Genomic DNA, 15,065 nt, shown 5'->3' with positions numbered 1-15,065 from the left:
TCAACCTGACCTGCGCCCGTCCTGCGAACAGGGCCTTCAACCCTCAACCACGCCCTGGTCAGGATGAGGCTGCCGTCAAGGTCTGCAGCTCGGTGTCCGACAGATGCAGGTCCTGCGCGGCGAAGAGCGCCGGCAGCTGCTCTACGGTGCGTGCGGAGGCGATCAGCGCGGTCACCGTCGGCTGCTGCGCGAGCCAGGCCAGCGCCACAGTGGCCATCTCCACCCCCCTCGGGGTCGCGATCTGCTCCAACCCGTCGAGCACCTTCACGCCGCGTTCAGTGTCCGCGTAGCCACCGGCGAGTCCGGGAAGGTTGCGCACGTTGTCGATGCTCTGTCCGGGACGGTACTTGCCGGCGAGGAAGCCGGAGGCGAGCGCGAAGTACGGAACGCAGGCCAGTCCTTCGCGCTGCACGACGTCCCGCCGTGCACCCTCGTAGGTGTCGCGTGAGACGAGGTTGTAATGCGGCTGCAGAGCCACGTAGCGGGCCAGCCCCTCACGATCGGAGAAAGCCAGTGATGCAGAAAGCCGTTCGGGGCTGATGTTGGAGGCCGCGATGGCGCGCACCTTGCCGGCCTTCACGAGATCGTCGAGAGCGGTGACGATCTCGTCCACGGGGATGGATTCGTCCCGGTCGAAATGGGTGTAGTAGAGATCGATGTGGTCGGTACGCAGTCGCCGCAGGGACTCCTCGGCAGCGGCCTTGATGTTGGCCGGTGCAAGGCCCATGAAGTTCGGGTGGTCGCCGACCTTGGTTGCGACGACCACGTCGTCGCGGTTGCCGCGGGCGGCGAGCCAGTCGCCGATGATGCTCTCAGACTGTCCCGGCTCGTTGCCCTGCTCGGGAAAGTGCTTCATGTATGCGTCGGAGGTGTCGATGAAATTGCCGCCTGCGGCGAGGTAGGCGTCGAGCACCTCAACCGACTGGGTCTTGTCGGCGGTCCAGCCGAAGACGTTGCCGCCCAGGCAGAGGGGGGAAACGAGAAGGTCGGACGAGCCGAGGGCGCGAAGTTCAGTCACGTCAAGACCAACGTCTACTCGGCTGCCTGGAGTTCCCCGTCGGCAGGACTGCCGGTTTCTGCGCGCGTACTTCAGAGCGGGCAGCACTGGGGTATGTCGATGGGCCCCCGAGAAGGCTGTGAACCGCACGGTCCCCGCGCCGCGGCGCGGCTGCATCGCGCACAGAGATGAGGGAACGCACCAATCCAGGCCGGTCGGCGGTGGCACGTGGAGCGCACCCACGTCTGGCAGAACGCCTTCTGTCCGCTCGCCCGCCGCTACGAGCGGCAGGCCCTCGTGATCAACGCCATCTGGCCTACCAGGCCGGGCAGTTGAGAGTCCGTATCGAGGAACTCACCCGGCAGCTCGGCAAGATCGACGCGGAGAGCGGGAACCTGCGCATCACCCGCAAGACCCTCCTCACGCTCCCGCCGTCCTCACCCGCCGCCGAGCCGGCGCGGCCCGACATCCGGGGCCACCCCGCCTACCGGCAGATCCTCACCGCCCTGGCCGACGTCGACAAGGCATGGGACCAGGCTGCCCAGGCTTGTCCTGGAGTGTGCCCAGATGCCTTCAGCGGGGTTGAGGTCTGGGGTGTGTACGGGGAAGCGGAACGCGGTCAGCCAGGCTCGCTCGTCGATCAACTCGCGCATGGCAGCATCGACATGATGGGACTAGCTGCCTCACAGCACAACGATGTTGCCGCCGAGCTGCCGGTGGGCGACGCCCAGTAGGCGGGCGAAGTCCTTCTCCTGGAAGCCCTCGGGTTCGCCCTTGCGGCCGTGGTGGTGTACGGGGATCCGGGCGGGAGGAGCGTCGTGCGTGTAGCGGAGCGGAAAGAACCCGTCATCCCGTAGCAACAGAGGCGGGCGCGGGGACGGGAACGTCGCGCATGTGGCGGAGCGGGGAGAAGAACACGAACCAGCCGGCCGCCCACGAACCGATGAACGCCAGGCAGAGTACGGGCCGGACCCCGAGCAGGGTGCCGAGTACACCACCGAGAACGCTGCCGAGCGGCAGCGTGCCCCACACGACCCAGCGCACGGCCGCGTTCATCCGGCCCATCAGTTCCGGGGGCGTCACTGACTGCCGGTAGCTGAGCTGCGCAACGTTGTACACCATCACGGAGAAGTACGCGATGCCCCAGCCCAGCGGGAACAGCAGGACTCCCCAGCCCGGCCAGGCGGCCGCCGCGACGACCTGCGGCGCGCTGAACACCAGCACCGACATCCAGATGATCCGGGCCGAGCCGAACCTCTTGGCGAGCCGTCCGGCCAGCACTCCGCCGGCGATCCCGCCAACTGCCGAGCCCGCCACGACCAGTCCGATCAGTCCGGGGCGCACGTGCAACCCCCGGACGAGGAAGATCGTCCCCAGCGCCGAACTCATGCCGCTGAAGAGGTTCACGGTGGCCGTGCACGCCACGACCCTCCGCAATATCTTGTGCCCGACGACGAATCTCATTCCTTCGGCGATACTGCTCCGCAACGTCTCGCCCTCGCGCCGCGCGGGCGGCGGCTCTTCGCGCGTCCGGATGGCGGATATCGAGAAGACCGAGATCACGTAGGAGATGGCGTCAGCCGCCATCGCCCCTGCGGCACCGAACGCCGCGACCAGCCCCCCGCCAAGGCTGGGTCCCCCGAGCTGCGCGAACGCCTGAGTGGTCCCAAGCTTGCCGTTGGCGTCCATCCGGAGATCGGCGCGGATCAGCGACGGCACGTAGCTCTGGTACGAGACGTCGAAGAACACCGTGCACACACCGGCTGTGACGGCGACGACGTAGAGCTGTGCCATCGTCACGACGCCGAGGACGGCCGCCAGCGGTACCGAGCCGATGATCAGCAGGCGGAGGATGTTGCAGACGATCATGATGGAACGTTTGGAGCCACGGTCCACGAGCACGCCCGCGGGCAACGCGATCAACGCGAACGCCGCCGTGGTGGCGGCGGTCAGCAGCCCGACCTGGAACGCGCTCGCCTGGAGCACGACGACCGCGAGTAGCGGCAAAGCGACCTGGGTGACCGCCGAGCCCATCTCACTGACCGTCTGGCCGCTCCACAGCAGCAGGAAGTCCCGCTGCCGCCACAGGCTCGGACCATCGGTCTCCGACCCGGCGTCCCTCAGATCCTTCGCCACTGCCATCCCCGCACCAACTCCGCTCTCGGACTCACGGCCCGGACCGTGCCGCTGATCACCGACACACCGACGTGGGCGACTCCCGTCGCCCTGCCGTTCCTCCGCCGGGGCTTCCCCGGTCGCGGATGCTCCGGCCGCGACCTGAGATCCATACCGGCGGCTTCTCACCCCTCGCCGGTGGTTGCCTCACCGGCCAACGACTGGGCGAGAACGGATAGTTCGGGGCTCACATGCCGATGCGCCTCGGCACGGAGGGCGGCCCGAGCCGCGGCAACCACCTCTTCCGGGGACGTACGGGCCAGCCGGTCCGCCATGTGGTCGAGCAGGGCGCGTGCCTGCTCGGTGAGCGCTTCGTCGCCCAGCGGGCGGGGCGTCAGGCGCAGGCCTTGCGCGAGGAGGCGCTGCAGGGCCTTGTACAGATGCGCGCCTCCCACTTCCCGCAGGGTGAACGACATGTGGGCGGACAGGCCCTCTTGTCCGGTGGCGTAGTGGGCGAACCCCCGGGGGATGTAGAGCACTTCGCCCGGGTGGAGCTGGATCGACAGGAGTTCCGGGCCGTCTTCCGCGACGGGACCCGGCTGCCAGTCGCCGTCGGACGGGCCGCTGTGGATGTGCCACTGCTTGCTGCCGTTGGCCTGGAGGACCAGTACGTCCGCGTCGTCCCGGTGGATGGCGAGCCCTTGCTGGCCCGGAGGGGTGACGAAGAAGAACGCCTCTGTCTTCCGGCCGAGTTCATGGCCGATGGCGGAGGCAAGCGCGGCGGTGTCGGCGTGCCATTGCTCGACGCAGCGCAGCAGCAGTGTGCTGCCGCCGTCGAGCAGGCGCCGGATCTTCGTGCCGTCGACGAAGCCGGGGTAGGCGGTCTGATGGATCGTGCGGGGAGTGCAGTAGGCCTCCGCAGGGACCGTCTCACCGGTCCGGGTCACCTCGACGTAGCAGGGCTGGAGGAAGCCCGCCGTCAGCACGGCGTCGAGACCGGGCAGGGTCAGCGGCGACCCGACCGGTGCTGCCGGCCGGAACACCGCCGGTTTCCGCCGCCAGCAGGTCGACATGAACTCCTCAACCTCACCGACGATTTGGGTCAGGCTGAACGGGGACGGCATACCAGGGGTCTCCCTTGTTTCGCGAAGTCTTCACGGGTGGCGGTCGGTCACTGGCCGGGCAGCGCGGCACGGACGGGCTCGAAGGCGGCCGGTGTACGCGGGTGCCGCAGCGGGTCCACGTACGAGCCGTCCCGTCATGGCGTGCACCAGGGCCACCCCACACCCCGTCAAGAACCTGACGGCGTCCGGGCGGGTGCTTCCCCCTTGGTCCGGCACCCCTCGGCGACCGCGGTCGGCCAGTCGGACGGGTCTGTTCCGTACTGGCACAGGAAGGCGTACACGAGACGTTCCAGGCCGAAGCCGACGCAGCCGCTGGAGACGGGCCCCGGGGTGTCCCAGGTGCGGGTGATGCCGAAGCCCTTGCCGAAGAACTCGTCGTGGAAGTTGAAGGAACCGACCGCGACGGACCGGCCGGGGGCCACGTCGAGCCGCAGTTCGTACTTCAGCTCAAGCAGCCGCTGGGACCAGATCCGCAGCGGAGTATCGGCTTCGCCGAAGAAGGGGTCGTTGGCGACCTCGCAGGAACCGGTCAGGCCCAGCTCCTCGACGAGGCCGAAGGCGGCCTTCATCAGCCGCTCGCGGGCTTGGAGGACCGCGATGCGCTCGCCCATGAAGACGGTCTCGCGGATGGTGAAGTCCCACAGCCGTTCCAGCGTCGTCGCGTAGCGCGACTCGTAGCGGAAGGACTTCCCCCTGGAGGTGACGGTGTGCAGGAGGGCCGGGCCGATGGCGCGCCCTCGATACTGGCCGAAGGTGTGGTAGCACATCGTTGGCGGGAGACAGTAGTCGACGTCGTCGCACAGGCCGAGCAGGGAGCCGTCCAGACCTCCCGATTCCAGTTGACGCGTGCGGAAGTCCCGGTAGGTGTCGATGTCGCTGTGCAGCCGGGTGACGAACATCAGGTGCTGGGGAAAGGAGTGGAAGTACCCCGACTCCTGGAGCACTTGCCTCGGCACCAGGGTCGGGTAGCGGAACTCCCTCGCGTCGAACAGCGTGTTGACGAGTTCCCGGATCCGCAGGTCGAAGTACTCGGTCAGGCCGATCAGTGGTTCTCCCATGGCGACTTGGCCCTCGCCGAGCTCCGCCACCGTGCCCGCCGCGGCCAGTTCCGCGAAGACGCGGTCGTCGGCGGCCCTTGAGTGGGATGACCGCCAGATCGTGCGCGGCGGCACGAATTGCTGCTTGACGACGTCGTTCTCGACGACGAGGTTCACTCTTTCGGACAGGGATTCCTCGTCCAGCTCTTCGTCACCGTGCAGCACCACGGCGCACACCGCCGCATCCCGCTCGACCAGTTCAAATCCCGTGACGGCGGAAGACACGAAGAAAATCCGCTGCGCGATCTCGGGAGCCCTTTCGGACGGCACCGGCGTGCGCAGCGTCACAACTATTTCCGTCACACCGTACCCCCGTCGCCCAATTGCCTTTCAAATTCACGAGTGAATTGCCTCATCGCCCGTTCAGCATGCTCCCCGCTGAAATGCAGACCCGAGAACAAGAGCTCCAGCTCGACCATGTCGGCGTACCGGTGCACGGCCAGCTCCATGTCGATTCCACGCCGGCCCGGGTGGTCGTAATGGCCGCGGTCACGGCGCAGGCCGGCCCGTTCGTCGAAGTGCGACGGGGCGCGGTCGTTGGCGCCGTGGTCGAGGTAGTTCGCGACGACGCAGCGGTGCCGGTCGGCGGGCCGGTCCGTCTCCTCGATCCCCGCCTCGTGCAGCAGGGCCTGAAAGTCGACGTGGCGATGGGCCAACGCGGTGACCATCTCACGGAAGATCCAGCTCCCCGGCCGGTCCGGGTCGAAGCGGCTGCGTTCGATCAAGAGGGGCAGGTAGAGGGTGAACATGCCAATAACCGCCTGTTCGCCCTGGTCCCGACTGTCCACGGGGATGTAGACGGCGACGGTGTCCTCGTCGGTCAGCCGGAGCAGGGTGTCGGCGAAAGCGGTCAGGGCCACTTGGTACACCGAGAGGTTGAGCCGGCGGCACGCCTCCTCTACGCGGCCGAGCTCCGCGCCGGTGAGCTGGAAGCGCAGCAGCCGGTCCGGGTGCCGCTCACCACCGGATTCCTGGCTCGTGGCGAACACACAGCTCTGCGGCAGCGCGGCGATCTTGTTCCGCCAGTGCCGCTTCGCCGCTTCGGCGGTCCGTTCGCCGCACCGATCGCGCTGCTGCCGGGCGGCTTGCAGGAACCCCATCGAGGGTTCAGAGGGCCCGGCCCCGTCGGCGTACCGCTCCCACAGTTGTGTGGTCAGCAGGTGCATGCCGCGGTAGTCGATCGCCGAATGCTCGACCGAGATGGTGAGGGCGTGGCACTCCTCGGAGAAACGGAAGACCCGGCACCTGAACGGATACTGTTTCGCGATGTCGAACGGCGCGACCAGGTCTTCCTTCAGCACCTTGGTGACGTAGCGCGTGAACTGCTCCTCCGAGCGGCAGTTGATCTGCTGCACACTCAACGGGAAGCCCTCCTCAACCACCGGACGCGCCACCTGTCGGCGAACGCCGTCGGCCTCGTCAATCACGACGCGCAACGCCTCGTTCCTCCGGACGATCCCCTGGAACTCCCGCACGAGGCGGGGGACGTCGAGCGGCCCCACGAGCCGGTAGGTTGCGTGCCGGGCAGAGCGCAGCTCGGGCCATCGCATCAGCAGGCTTTGCTGGGTCTCCTGAGCGAAAGTGAGTGGCGCCTGTTCGATGACCTCGCTCCTTTTCCAGATCGGTCGGCAGGGGTGACGCCGGAATTTCTCCGACGTCACCCCCTCATGCGTCGTTAGATGCAGTTGCGAAGAGGCTCCAGCGTGCCGTTTCCACCCAGCACCGCATCCAGTTCGTCGTCACTCAGCTCTGCAATGTCGACGATCTCGTAGTCCTGACTCATATTCACCACCCTATTTCTCTTTCCGGGGATTGGGCAATTAAATACTCACAGCTCCGCGATAGCCCGTCAAGGGGAATCCGAAATTATTTGGAGAGGAGTCGGACCAGTTCTTCATAAACTCCGGGCGCGGCCACCATGAATCCGGCGCCGGCCAGGTCCGACGGCAGCGGAATGGACTCCGGCAGCAGGCTGGTGCGGCATGCTCCTGCCTCGGTGGCGATCAGGCCGGCCGCAGCGACGTCCCACGGCCCGAGGCTTTCGGTGTGCGCGTCGAGCCGTCCCGCCGCCACCCAGCAGATGTCGAGGGCCGGCGAGCCTGCCCGGCGAATGTCACGGCAGTGCGAGACCAGGCGTCTGATCCGTTCCATGACACCGTCCAACTGCGTTCGTTCGTGCGGGAATCCGGTGCCGACCAGTGCGTCGGCCAGCGTCGCCGTGGCGCTGGCTGCGATCGGCTCGCCGTTGCAGCGGGCTCCCCCGCCGCGTACCGCGTCGAAGACCTGGCCGAGGAACGGAGCGCACACCGCGCCCGCCTGGACGACTCCGTCGACGACGTACGCCACCGAGACCGAGACGTAGGGATGGTTGTGGGCGAAGTTCACCGACCCGTCCAGGGGGTCGACCACCCAGGTCGGCCCGTCGAACATCCCCTCCTGCCAGCCCTCCCAGTTCTCCTCGCTGATCACCCGGTGGTCGGGGTGCTCCGCGCGGATCACCGCCCGGATCAGCTCGTCCGAGCGCAGATCGGCCTCGGTCACCACCTCGTAGCCGTGTTTCAGCCGAGCGTCGGCGGCGCTGGTGCCCGCCAGCTCGCTCAGCAGCGTGCCCGCCTGTCGTACGGCCGAGCGCGCCACGGTCACCGCCTGCTCGCCGGTGACTTCTCCCATGTCTCTTCCTCCACTTGTCCCGCCGGGCCCACCGTGCGCGTCGCGTGTGCTCACCGCTCCGGAGGCGTGTTCATCGCTGCGGGGTGCGCGACTTGGGCACCCGCTTGAAACGTTCGTTGTCGAAGATCCGCTCCCGTACGGGCACGTCCCATGAGCCCGAGACACCGTCGGCCACGCCGTAGGAGCGCAGTTCGGACGCCACCAGTGGGAATTGGTCGACGAAGGGCCGCAGCCCGCTGTCGGGTGCCGGGTCGGGGTCCAGGAGCTCGGCCGCGAGCTGGATGCTGAAGGACACCTTGGACAGTACGTCGAAGCGGGAGGCCAGCTCGTGCAGCTGACGGGCGACCTCGGACGAGCCGAACTCGGTCATCAGTCCCACCAGGTCGACGAACTTGGCGAGCTGCAGGTCCCCCGATCGTTCGATGTAGTAGAGCGTGGTGGCCTTCAGATAGATGTCCGCGCAGATGTCCAACAGGCAGGCGGGAAGGGTCAGTTTGTCGGTCTCCACCCCGTTGAGCCGGTGGCGCTCCAGATGGGGACGCAGGTCGCCGGCCGTGACGCTGGACCCGCTGTCCGGCAGGAACAGGTCGTACGTCAACTCGATCAGATGGGTGTCGACGAACAGCTCCCCCGTCGGCCGGCAGAAGTGCACGCCGTTGCCGTGCAGCGACCAGTACACCTGGATCTGCCGGGTGGCCGGCACCAGCGTCCGGCCGAAGTCCTCCACCCGTCCTTCCGTGTACCCCAGCGAGGCCAGGGCCTTGCGAGCGGCGGCGAGCTCGGCACGGTCCACGAGCAGATCGATGTCGCCCATCTCCCTGGCGCCGAGATCGCGGTACAGCTCGCTCGCCAGCACCGCCCCCTTGCGCAGGGCGGGCCGCACGCCCGCGTCGGCGAGGCACCGGACCACCGTCTCGAGCTCGCGCAGCAGCGCTTCGTTCCGCGCCCTGTTCGCATGGTGGTAGCGGCGCAGCACGTTGCGGTGGGGCAGGTTGAAGGGCTCGTCGGTGTCCGGCCAGATCTCGTTCAGCCGTTTGCCGAACAGCGACAGGACACGGTGCCGGCCCGCCTGGTCCAGGAGGAACCCCCAGTCCAGCGTCTCCCAGGCGGACTCGATGAGCTTGCGGCAGCGCTCCCGATCATCCGGTGTGAACGTCACCTTCACTGCGGTGAGCAGGAGCTCGTGCTCCGGCGGCATCGACGTGCGTTGTTCAGTCGGCGTCATGGCCACTGGTTCCTTCCTTGGCGCCGTCGATCAGTGCGCCGAGCTGGTGGGCCGACTCCAGGGTGTCCCGGAGCGCGGTCAGGAATGTCATGGCCTCGCGGCCGTTGACGACGCGGTGGTCGTAGGCGAGCCCCAGGTGGACGACCGGGCGGCGGTATGCCCGCCCCGAGTCGTCGAGGGCCACTTCGTCCGACGGGCCGCACAGCGTGACGGCGCCGACCAGGCCCGGCGGGATGAGAGGTAGGGCCTGCACCACGCCCGGTTCCGTATGAAGGCTGAGTGCTACGTTGGCGCCGGCGAAGTCCGCGAGTTCGAACCGGTCCCTGGCGGCTCGCACCGCGCAGGTCAGCAGCCACTGCCCGAGGTCCGCGACCGAGACCGTGTCGGCGTCCCGGGCCACCGGAAGGAACAGTCCCGACCCGGTGTCCACAGTGACGGCGACATGGGCGCCGGGCAGCAGCTCATAGGAATCGCCGCCGTCGAACCGCGCGAAGCACCGCGGGAACCGGCCGCGCAGCGAGGCCACGGACTTGATGACCAGCTCCGTCAGGCCCAGCCGCGTCCGTCGGTCACGCCGGGCTCGGTCGAGCACCGCCGACAGCGCCGTGGCGTCCGCCTTCATCACCAGTGAGGCCTGCGGGACCTGCTGGTGCACCCGGCTCACCGTCGCGGCGATCTCGCGCTGGCGTGCGGAGAGCCGCACGCGCGGGCCGTCGGTGGCGGAGTTCCCCGGCACCAGTGCGGCGACGTCCGCCTCGCGGACCAGTCTGCGGCCGAGACCCCGCAGCTCTTCCTCGCCGAGGCGGTGCCGTCTCGCCAACTCGCGTGCCGCCCGGGTGAGTACGAGGTCCTGTGGTGCCGCTTCGTGCTCCGCCAGGCGCTCGGCGGCCTCCCAGGCCGCCCGGTCCGGGCAGATCCGGCCGATCACGCTGCCGGGTTCGGCCTCCGCCCCCTCGGGCACGTCGTGGCGCACGACACCGGAGGCAGGGGCCTCCAGTTCCGCTGTCGCCTTGGCCGTCTCGATCACGGCCACGACATCGCCCTGCTGGACGTTCTCGGCGTCGGCCGCTCGCCACTCCACGACGGTGGCCGTCGCGTCGTTGCTGTTCAGCCTCGGTACGGCGATGTCAAACATCGAGCAGCTCCCTGAGCACGGCCGTGATCCAGTCCCGCTGCACCAGCACCCGGCGCTCCAGATGCCCGGCCGCGGGAATCACCGACTCCTTCGAGTGCACGATGGCGACGGGGCGGTGCAACCGCCCCCACAGCCTGGTGTGCAACTGGTGGGCGACGGTCTCGGCCCAGGTGCCCCCTCCGGTTCCCTGGTCGACGACCAGGACGCGGCCGGTCCGTGCCGCGATCCGGGCGAGGGGGTCGACGTCCAGCGGATACAGCCGGGAAGGGACGGCGACGGTGGCCACCCGCTCGTCCTCCAGGAGCAGCAACTCGGCGGCCTCAAGAGCCAGGTGCGCCATGCCTCCGGGAGCGACGATCAGGCAGTCGGCCTGTTCGGGTTCCTCGACGGACAGCAGGGCGGTGCCCGGCGCCGCCCCGGTGAGCCGGCACGCGAAGGGGACGTCGCGCCGCCGGGCAGCTCCGGCCTTCGTGGCGTACAGCGTCTTCTCCTCGAAGAACAGGCACGGCTTCCCGAGCCCCAGCATGTGCCGGAACACCTCGCGGTTGGGGTGAAACGGCGTGAGCTCGAAGAGCTGGAGGTTCGGGATGCCGATGAAGTGCTTCTGCAGGCTCTGGCTGTGGGTTGGCCCGTAGCCCCGGTAGCCCCCGCTCGGGCAGCGGACCACCAGGTGCATGGCCAGTCCGTCCCCGTACATGTCGCCGGCCTTGCCGGAGACGTTGAGGAGCTGGTCGAAGGCGAGTGCCGCGAAGTCGCCGAACATGATCTCGACGATGGCCCGGTCCCCCTGTAGGGCGAGGCCGTTGGCGACGCCGAGGAGAGCCTGTTCGCTGATCGGCGTCGAGAGGGTGCGTCCGGGGAAGGCCGTGCTCAGACCGCGGGTCACCTTGAAGGCACCGCCGTACGGGTCCGCGATGTCCTCGCCGAGCAGGTACAGCCGGTCGTCCTCGGCCATCACGGTGTGCAGGGCCCGGTTGAGATCGTCCACCAGGCGCGGGCCGCCGCTCATTGGCTCCCCCCGTGTCCGGCGAGGTGGGGTGCGGGTGTCCGGCCGGGCTGCCATTCGGACAACGGCGCGGCGAGGACGCGGCCGACGACGTCCGCGACCCGGGCACGCTGCTCGGCGTCCAGGGCACCGAACCGTTCGTCGTGGCAGCGCTCGTACCGCGTGTACCAGTCACCGTCGCGCAGCGTCGCGAGTTCCCGCGCGCTGCGCGGATCGTCCCCCTTGCTGTGGGGGCCGATCCGGGCAGTGCGGAACTCGATCACTGCCGGGCCGCCGCCGTCACGCACCGCCCGCAGCACGGGCGCGACCTGGCGGCGGATGCGCCCGGGTTCTTGAGCCGTGACTTCGCGGTGCTGCAACCCGAAGGCCGCGGCCCGCCCCGCGACAGTGCCCGCCATGTGGGCGTGGAGCGGCGTCGACTGCGCGATGCCGTTGTTCTCGACGACGACCACGAGCGGAACGGCCCACAGTGCCGCCATGTTCAGCGCCTCGTAGACCGCGCCCTCGCCCCAGGTGCCGTCACCGATGTACACCAGGACCAGCCCCTGGGGCGCGACGCGCCGGGTGTGCAGGGCCATGCCGACCGCGACCGGCAGGCTTTCCCCCTGCACTCCCGTGGAGAAGAAGCCCGGCCGGTGCAGATGCTGGCTGCCGCCCACCCCGGCGCACAGGCCACCCGCACGGCCGAGGATCTCCGCCAGGAGCGCCTCGGGGTCCGGGTGACGGGCCAGGTAGTGGGCGTGGCCCCGGTGGTTGCTGAGTACCGTGTCGCCGGCGTCAAGCAGCGGGCTGAGCGCCACGGGTACGTACTCCTGGCCGATGGAGGTGTGCGTGGTTCCGGTGATCCGCCCGGATTCGAAGAGCGCGAGCAGGGCCTCTTCGAAGTGCCGAATGAGCAGCAGCAGCCGCAGGTCGTCCGCGCCGATGGCGGAGAGTTCCGCCGCGGTGTCCGTGCCGGTCATGTGCGCACGTCTCCCCTCGGCTCCGCGGCAGCCGTCGCGGCCAGCGCCATTCGGTCGACCTTGCCGCGGCTGTTGAGCGGCAACCGCTCCAGCGCGATGTACGAGCCGGGCAGCAGGTAGCCGGGCAGCACCTCCCGCAGCCGTTGCCCGACCAGGTCCGCCGGGACGCCGGGACCGACGTACCAGGCGGTCAGCCTGCGTTCAGCTCCCTTGCCCACTGCGAGGACCGCCGCCGCCCGTACGCCGGGCACGGACCGGATGCGGTACTCGATCTCGGCCGGTTCGATGCGGTAGCCACGGATCTTGGTCTGGTGGTCCGTACGGCCGAGGTGGAACAGCCGCCCGTCCCCGCCCTTCCGTACGAGGTCGCCGGTCCGGTACCAGTCCCGGCCGGCCCGCCGGACGAAGCGGCCCTCGTCGTCGGCGCGGTTCAGGTACCCGTCGAAGGTCTGCGGTCCCGCGACACATAATTCGCCCTCCAGTGAATCGACTTGGCCGAGTTCGTCGATGAGCAGGTGGTCGAGGCCCGGGAAGAGGCAGCCGATGGGGACGGTGCCGTGCGGTCCGGCCTCCGCCGGGTCGGGGTCCCAGCGGTGGGCGGAGCAGGCGATGGTGACCTCGGTCGGCCCGTAGACGTTCTCCACCGCCGAGTGCGGCGCCGCCCGGTGCCAGGCGTCCGCGTCCTCCCAGGTGAGGGGCTCGCCGCAGAACAGGCTCCAGCGCAGCGTGGGCAGCTTGGCGGGAGTCAGGCCGCCGAACCGCCGAACCGTGTCGATCGCGCTCGGCACCGAGAACCAGACGGTGATCCCCTCGCGGGCCGCGAACTCCCCGATCCGGGCGAACGCGGCCGGCGGGGTGTAGACGAGCGTCCCGCCGCAGGCCCAGGTCACGAAGAGGTCGAAGAAAGCCAGGTCGAAGGTGAGGCCGAAGGTCTGGGTGAAGACGTCTTGGGCGGTGAAGCGGTACCGGTCGAGCACGGCCGTGAGGAAGTGGTCCATGTTGGCGTGGGTGATCGGCACTCCCTTGGGACGGCCGGTCGAACCCGAGGTGAACAGGACGTAGGCGGTCCGGGCCGGCTGTCGGCGGGGGCCCAGGGGGCGCGCGGCGTGCCCGTCCAGCGGTGCCAGTTTCGCGGCGGCCAGTTCGGACGGGGCCACCTCGGGTGCGTACACCGGCGGGACAGGCCGCTGCGCGGCGACGGCGGCGAGCGCCCGGACGCCGGAACCGTCGGCGATCACGCAGTCCGGGGGGCAGTCCCGCAGCATGTCCAACAGTCTGGCGGTGGGCAGTTGGGGGTCCAGGGGGCAGACGGTGGCCCCCGCGATCAGCCCGGCGAGGATGCCGACGTAGCCGGTGTGGCCGCGTTCGGCGAGCACGGCGATCCGCTGTGGCTCCCCGTCGGGGTGTGCCGAACGCAGGACGGCCGCCCAGTCGTCCGCCGCGCCGACCAGTTCCGCATAGGTCAGCCGACGGGGGCCGATGCGCAGGGCCTCGCGCCCGGGATGGCGCAGTGCGGTGCGCCGCACCCGGTCCTCCAGGCGGAGCTCCCCGGTGGTGGTTTCGGCCGGGGCGCCCGTCGCGCCGCTCACCGGGGCTCCCCCGCGGAGTCCCCGCCCAGGCCGGCCGACACCAGGAACTTGCGCGTCCGCGCGGTGAGTTGCGCATCGATGTCCCGGCGCCCCGGCGTGGCCCTGACCGCCTTGCGCACCGCAGCGGGGCGTTCGATGCCCGCGTCCCGGTAGATCAGCGGGTTGTACAGGGTCGCCACGCAGACGTCCACGTACCGCTCCAGATAGGCGCCGGCCTGCCGCCGGGCCTCGGGGGGTGCGTCCGCGGCGAGGGCCTGGACGAGTTTCCGGCCGAAGGCGATGTGGCGTGACTCGTCGCGGTGGTGGACGTCATTGATGGCTCTGACGATCTGCGGGAGCCTTTCGTCGGCGGCGAGCCTGACGTTGTACCAGTCACATATCTCCTCGGCGATGAGAATGCGCCCAAAAAGCGTCAGCTCCTCGACCTGGCCCGACGTCTTTCCGGTCGGCAGTATCGGCCGCCACCCCGTCTCCGAAAGTCCTCCCGCATAGCGCGCACAGAACTCGGAGAACAACCACATATGGTCATTCTCTTCCGCCAAGAAGTCATACAGAAATTCCGAGACAGGCATATATTTGGGCGTATAGATACGGGCGGCGACTTCCGCCACCAGTTCGCGCTCCAGATCTACACTAATACTGAAGAAATTCACCAGCTCGCAGCGCGTGAGTTTCCTTCTGGCCTCATCGGCAAGGGAGTCCCACACCTCGCTTCCGTAGCACGAAGAGAGCTCCGGGCTCAACCAGTGCTCCTCACTCGACACCACATCAGGCCAGGTGAGGACGGTGTGCACATCGCCTCTCGACTTACGTGACGAATTGCTGAGACGAGTCACAAGCGGCACCAGGCCAATTAGCGCACTGGAATTCGACTCGACCGCCACAGCCGTATCCATCTCATGCACGTATTATCTCCTCATTGACGCGCGACCCGCGGTTCGGCAACCGTAGCAACACGAAGATCGGGGGTCAATGCCGATGGTAGAAACAGAGCACACTCACACCGCCCGCCCCGGCCGGAAACGAAATCAAGGAATCTCCAGGACATACTGGATACACCCTCTGGACCATTCACCCAACCGTGTTAGTGTCCTCAGACATGATCCGGACGACATCAATCATCGACGGTCTCACCACCTCATCCG

Annotated in this window: 12 protein-coding genes and 2 pseudogenes; 1 reads left to right on the top strand and 13 read right to left on the bottom strand. The window is 68.7% G+C overall.

Going from position 1 to position 15,065, the window contains the following annotated elements; translation table 11 throughout:
* Positions 1-58: 58 nt before the first annotated feature.
* Positions 59-1,018: an aldo/keto reductase gene (locus OG522_RS36365; RefSeq protein ID WP_329467288.1), complete on the bottom strand. Its 960-nt coding sequence runs from the start codon at positions 1,016-1,018 to the stop codon at positions 59-61.
* A gap of 145 nt (positions 1,019-1,163) precedes the next feature.
* Here OG522_RS36365 and OG522_RS36360 point away from each other — a divergent pair.
* Positions 1,164-1,312 (top strand): annotated as a pseudogene (locus OG522_RS36360) (IS5/IS1182 family transposase); the annotation flags it as partial.
* A 200-nt stretch (positions 1,313-1,512) separates the two neighbouring features.
* Here the strand turns inward: OG522_RS36360 and OG522_RS41350 are convergent.
* The 12 genes and pseudogenes from OG522_RS41350 to OG522_RS36300 form a co-directional block, all read right to left on the bottom strand.
* Positions 1,513-1,785, bottom strand: a pseudogene (locus OG522_RS41350) (transposase); the annotation flags it as partial.
* A 58-nt stretch (positions 1,786-1,843) separates the two neighbouring features.
* The gene (locus tag OG522_RS36350) at positions 1,844-3,139 is read right to left on the bottom strand and encodes an MFS transporter (protein ID WP_329467286.1); all 1,296 of its coding nucleotides are present in this window, start codon (positions 3,137-3,139) and stop codon (positions 1,844-1,846) included.
* A 158-nt stretch (positions 3,140-3,297) separates the two neighbouring features.
* Complete coding sequence (locus tag OG522_RS36345) at positions 3,298-4,236, bottom strand: JmjC domain-containing protein (RefSeq protein ID WP_329467285.1); 939 nt, start codon at positions 4,234-4,236, stop codon at positions 3,298-3,300.
* Between the two features lie 167 nt (positions 4,237-4,403).
* A complete protein-coding gene (locus tag OG522_RS36340; RefSeq protein WP_329467284.1) occupies positions 4,404-5,558 on the bottom strand; it encodes a hypothetical protein in 1,155 nt (384 codons plus the stop codon).
* A gap of 74 nt (positions 5,559-5,632) precedes the next feature.
* The gene (locus tag OG522_RS36335; protein ID WP_329467283.1) at positions 5,633-6,994 is read right to left on the bottom strand and encodes a condensation domain-containing protein; all 1,362 of its coding nucleotides are present in this window, start codon (positions 6,992-6,994) and stop codon (positions 5,633-5,635) included.
* Positions 6,995-7,199: 205 nt separating this feature from the next.
* Positions 7,200-8,003, bottom strand: a complete 804-nt coding sequence (locus OG522_RS36330; protein WP_329467282.1) for an inositol monophosphatase family protein — start codon at positions 8,001-8,003, stop codon at positions 7,200-7,202.
* Positions 8,004-8,073: 70 nt separating this feature from the next.
* On the bottom strand, positions 8,074-9,228 hold the full coding sequence (locus tag OG522_RS36325) for a nucleotidyltransferase family protein (RefSeq protein WP_329467281.1): 1,155 nt from the start codon (positions 9,226-9,228) through the stop codon (positions 8,074-8,076).
* Positions 9,215-10,363 (bottom strand): 2-oxo acid dehydrogenase subunit E2, encoded by a 1,149-nt coding sequence (locus OG522_RS36320; protein ID WP_329467280.1) that lies wholly within the window; start codon positions 10,361-10,363, stop codon positions 9,215-9,217. Before OG522_RS36320 ends, OG522_RS36325 begins: the two co-directional genes overlap by 14 nt.
* Complete coding sequence (locus tag OG522_RS36315; protein ID WP_329467279.1) at positions 10,356-11,372, bottom strand: alpha-ketoacid dehydrogenase subunit beta; 1,017 nt, start codon at positions 11,370-11,372, stop codon at positions 10,356-10,358. The genes OG522_RS36320 and OG522_RS36315 overlap by 8 nt, the downstream gene beginning before the upstream one ends.
* Positions 11,369-12,331, bottom strand: a complete 963-nt coding sequence (locus tag OG522_RS36310) for a thiamine pyrophosphate-dependent dehydrogenase E1 component subunit alpha (protein WP_329467278.1) — start codon at positions 12,329-12,331, stop codon at positions 11,369-11,371. The genes OG522_RS36315 and OG522_RS36310 overlap by 4 nt, the downstream gene beginning before the upstream one ends.
* On the bottom strand, positions 12,328-13,920 hold the full coding sequence (locus OG522_RS36305) for an AMP-binding protein (RefSeq protein ID WP_329467277.1): 1,593 nt from the start codon (positions 13,918-13,920) through the stop codon (positions 12,328-12,330). The genes OG522_RS36310 and OG522_RS36305 overlap by 4 nt, the downstream gene beginning before the upstream one ends.
* The gene (locus OG522_RS36300) at positions 13,917-14,816 is read right to left on the bottom strand and encodes a diiron oxygenase (RefSeq protein ID WP_329467867.1); all 900 of its coding nucleotides are present in this window, start codon (positions 14,814-14,816) and stop codon (positions 13,917-13,919) included. The genes OG522_RS36305 and OG522_RS36300 overlap by 4 nt, the downstream gene beginning before the upstream one ends.
* Positions 14,817-15,065 lie beyond the last annotated feature (249 nt).

Origin of the sequence: Streptomyces sp. NBC_01431 (assembly GCF_036231355.1) — a bacterium.
Taxonomy (GTDB): Bacteria; Actinomycetota; Actinomycetes; order Streptomycetales; family Streptomycetaceae; genus Streptomyces.
This window is presented reverse-complemented; position numbering and strand designations above follow the sequence as displayed.

Bases quoted from the DNA above. Each gene is read 5' to 3' on its own strand.
- OG522_RS36350 (WP_329467286.1), bottom strand. From the start codon at position 3,139: ATGGCAGTGGCGAAGGATCTGAGGGACGCCGGGTCGGAGACCGATGGT.
- OG522_RS36345 (WP_329467285.1), bottom strand. From the start codon at position 4,236: ATGCCGTCCCCGTTCAGCCTGACCCAAATCGTCGGTGAGGTTGAGGAG.
- OG522_RS36330 (WP_329467282.1), bottom strand. From the start codon at position 8,003: ATGGGAGAAGTCACCGGCGAGCAGGCGGTGACCGTGGCGCGCTCGGCC.
- OG522_RS36325 (WP_329467281.1), bottom strand. From the start codon at position 9,228: ATGACGCCGACTGAACAACGCACGTCGATGCCGCCGGAGCACGAGCTC.
- OG522_RS36320 (WP_329467280.1), bottom strand. From the start codon at position 10,363: ATGTTTGACATCGCCGTACCGAGGCTGAACAGCAACGACGCGACGGCC.
- OG522_RS36315 (WP_329467279.1), bottom strand. From the start codon at position 11,372: ATGAGCGGCGGCCCGCGCCTGGTGGACGATCTCAACCGGGCCCTGCAC.
- OG522_RS36310 (WP_329467278.1), bottom strand. From the start codon at position 12,331: ATGACCGGCACGGACACCGCGGCGGAACTCTCCGCCATCGGCGCGGAC.
- OG522_RS36300 (WP_329467867.1), bottom strand. From the start codon at position 14,816: ATGGATACGGCTGTGGCGGTCGAGTCGAATTCCAGTGCGCTAATTGGC.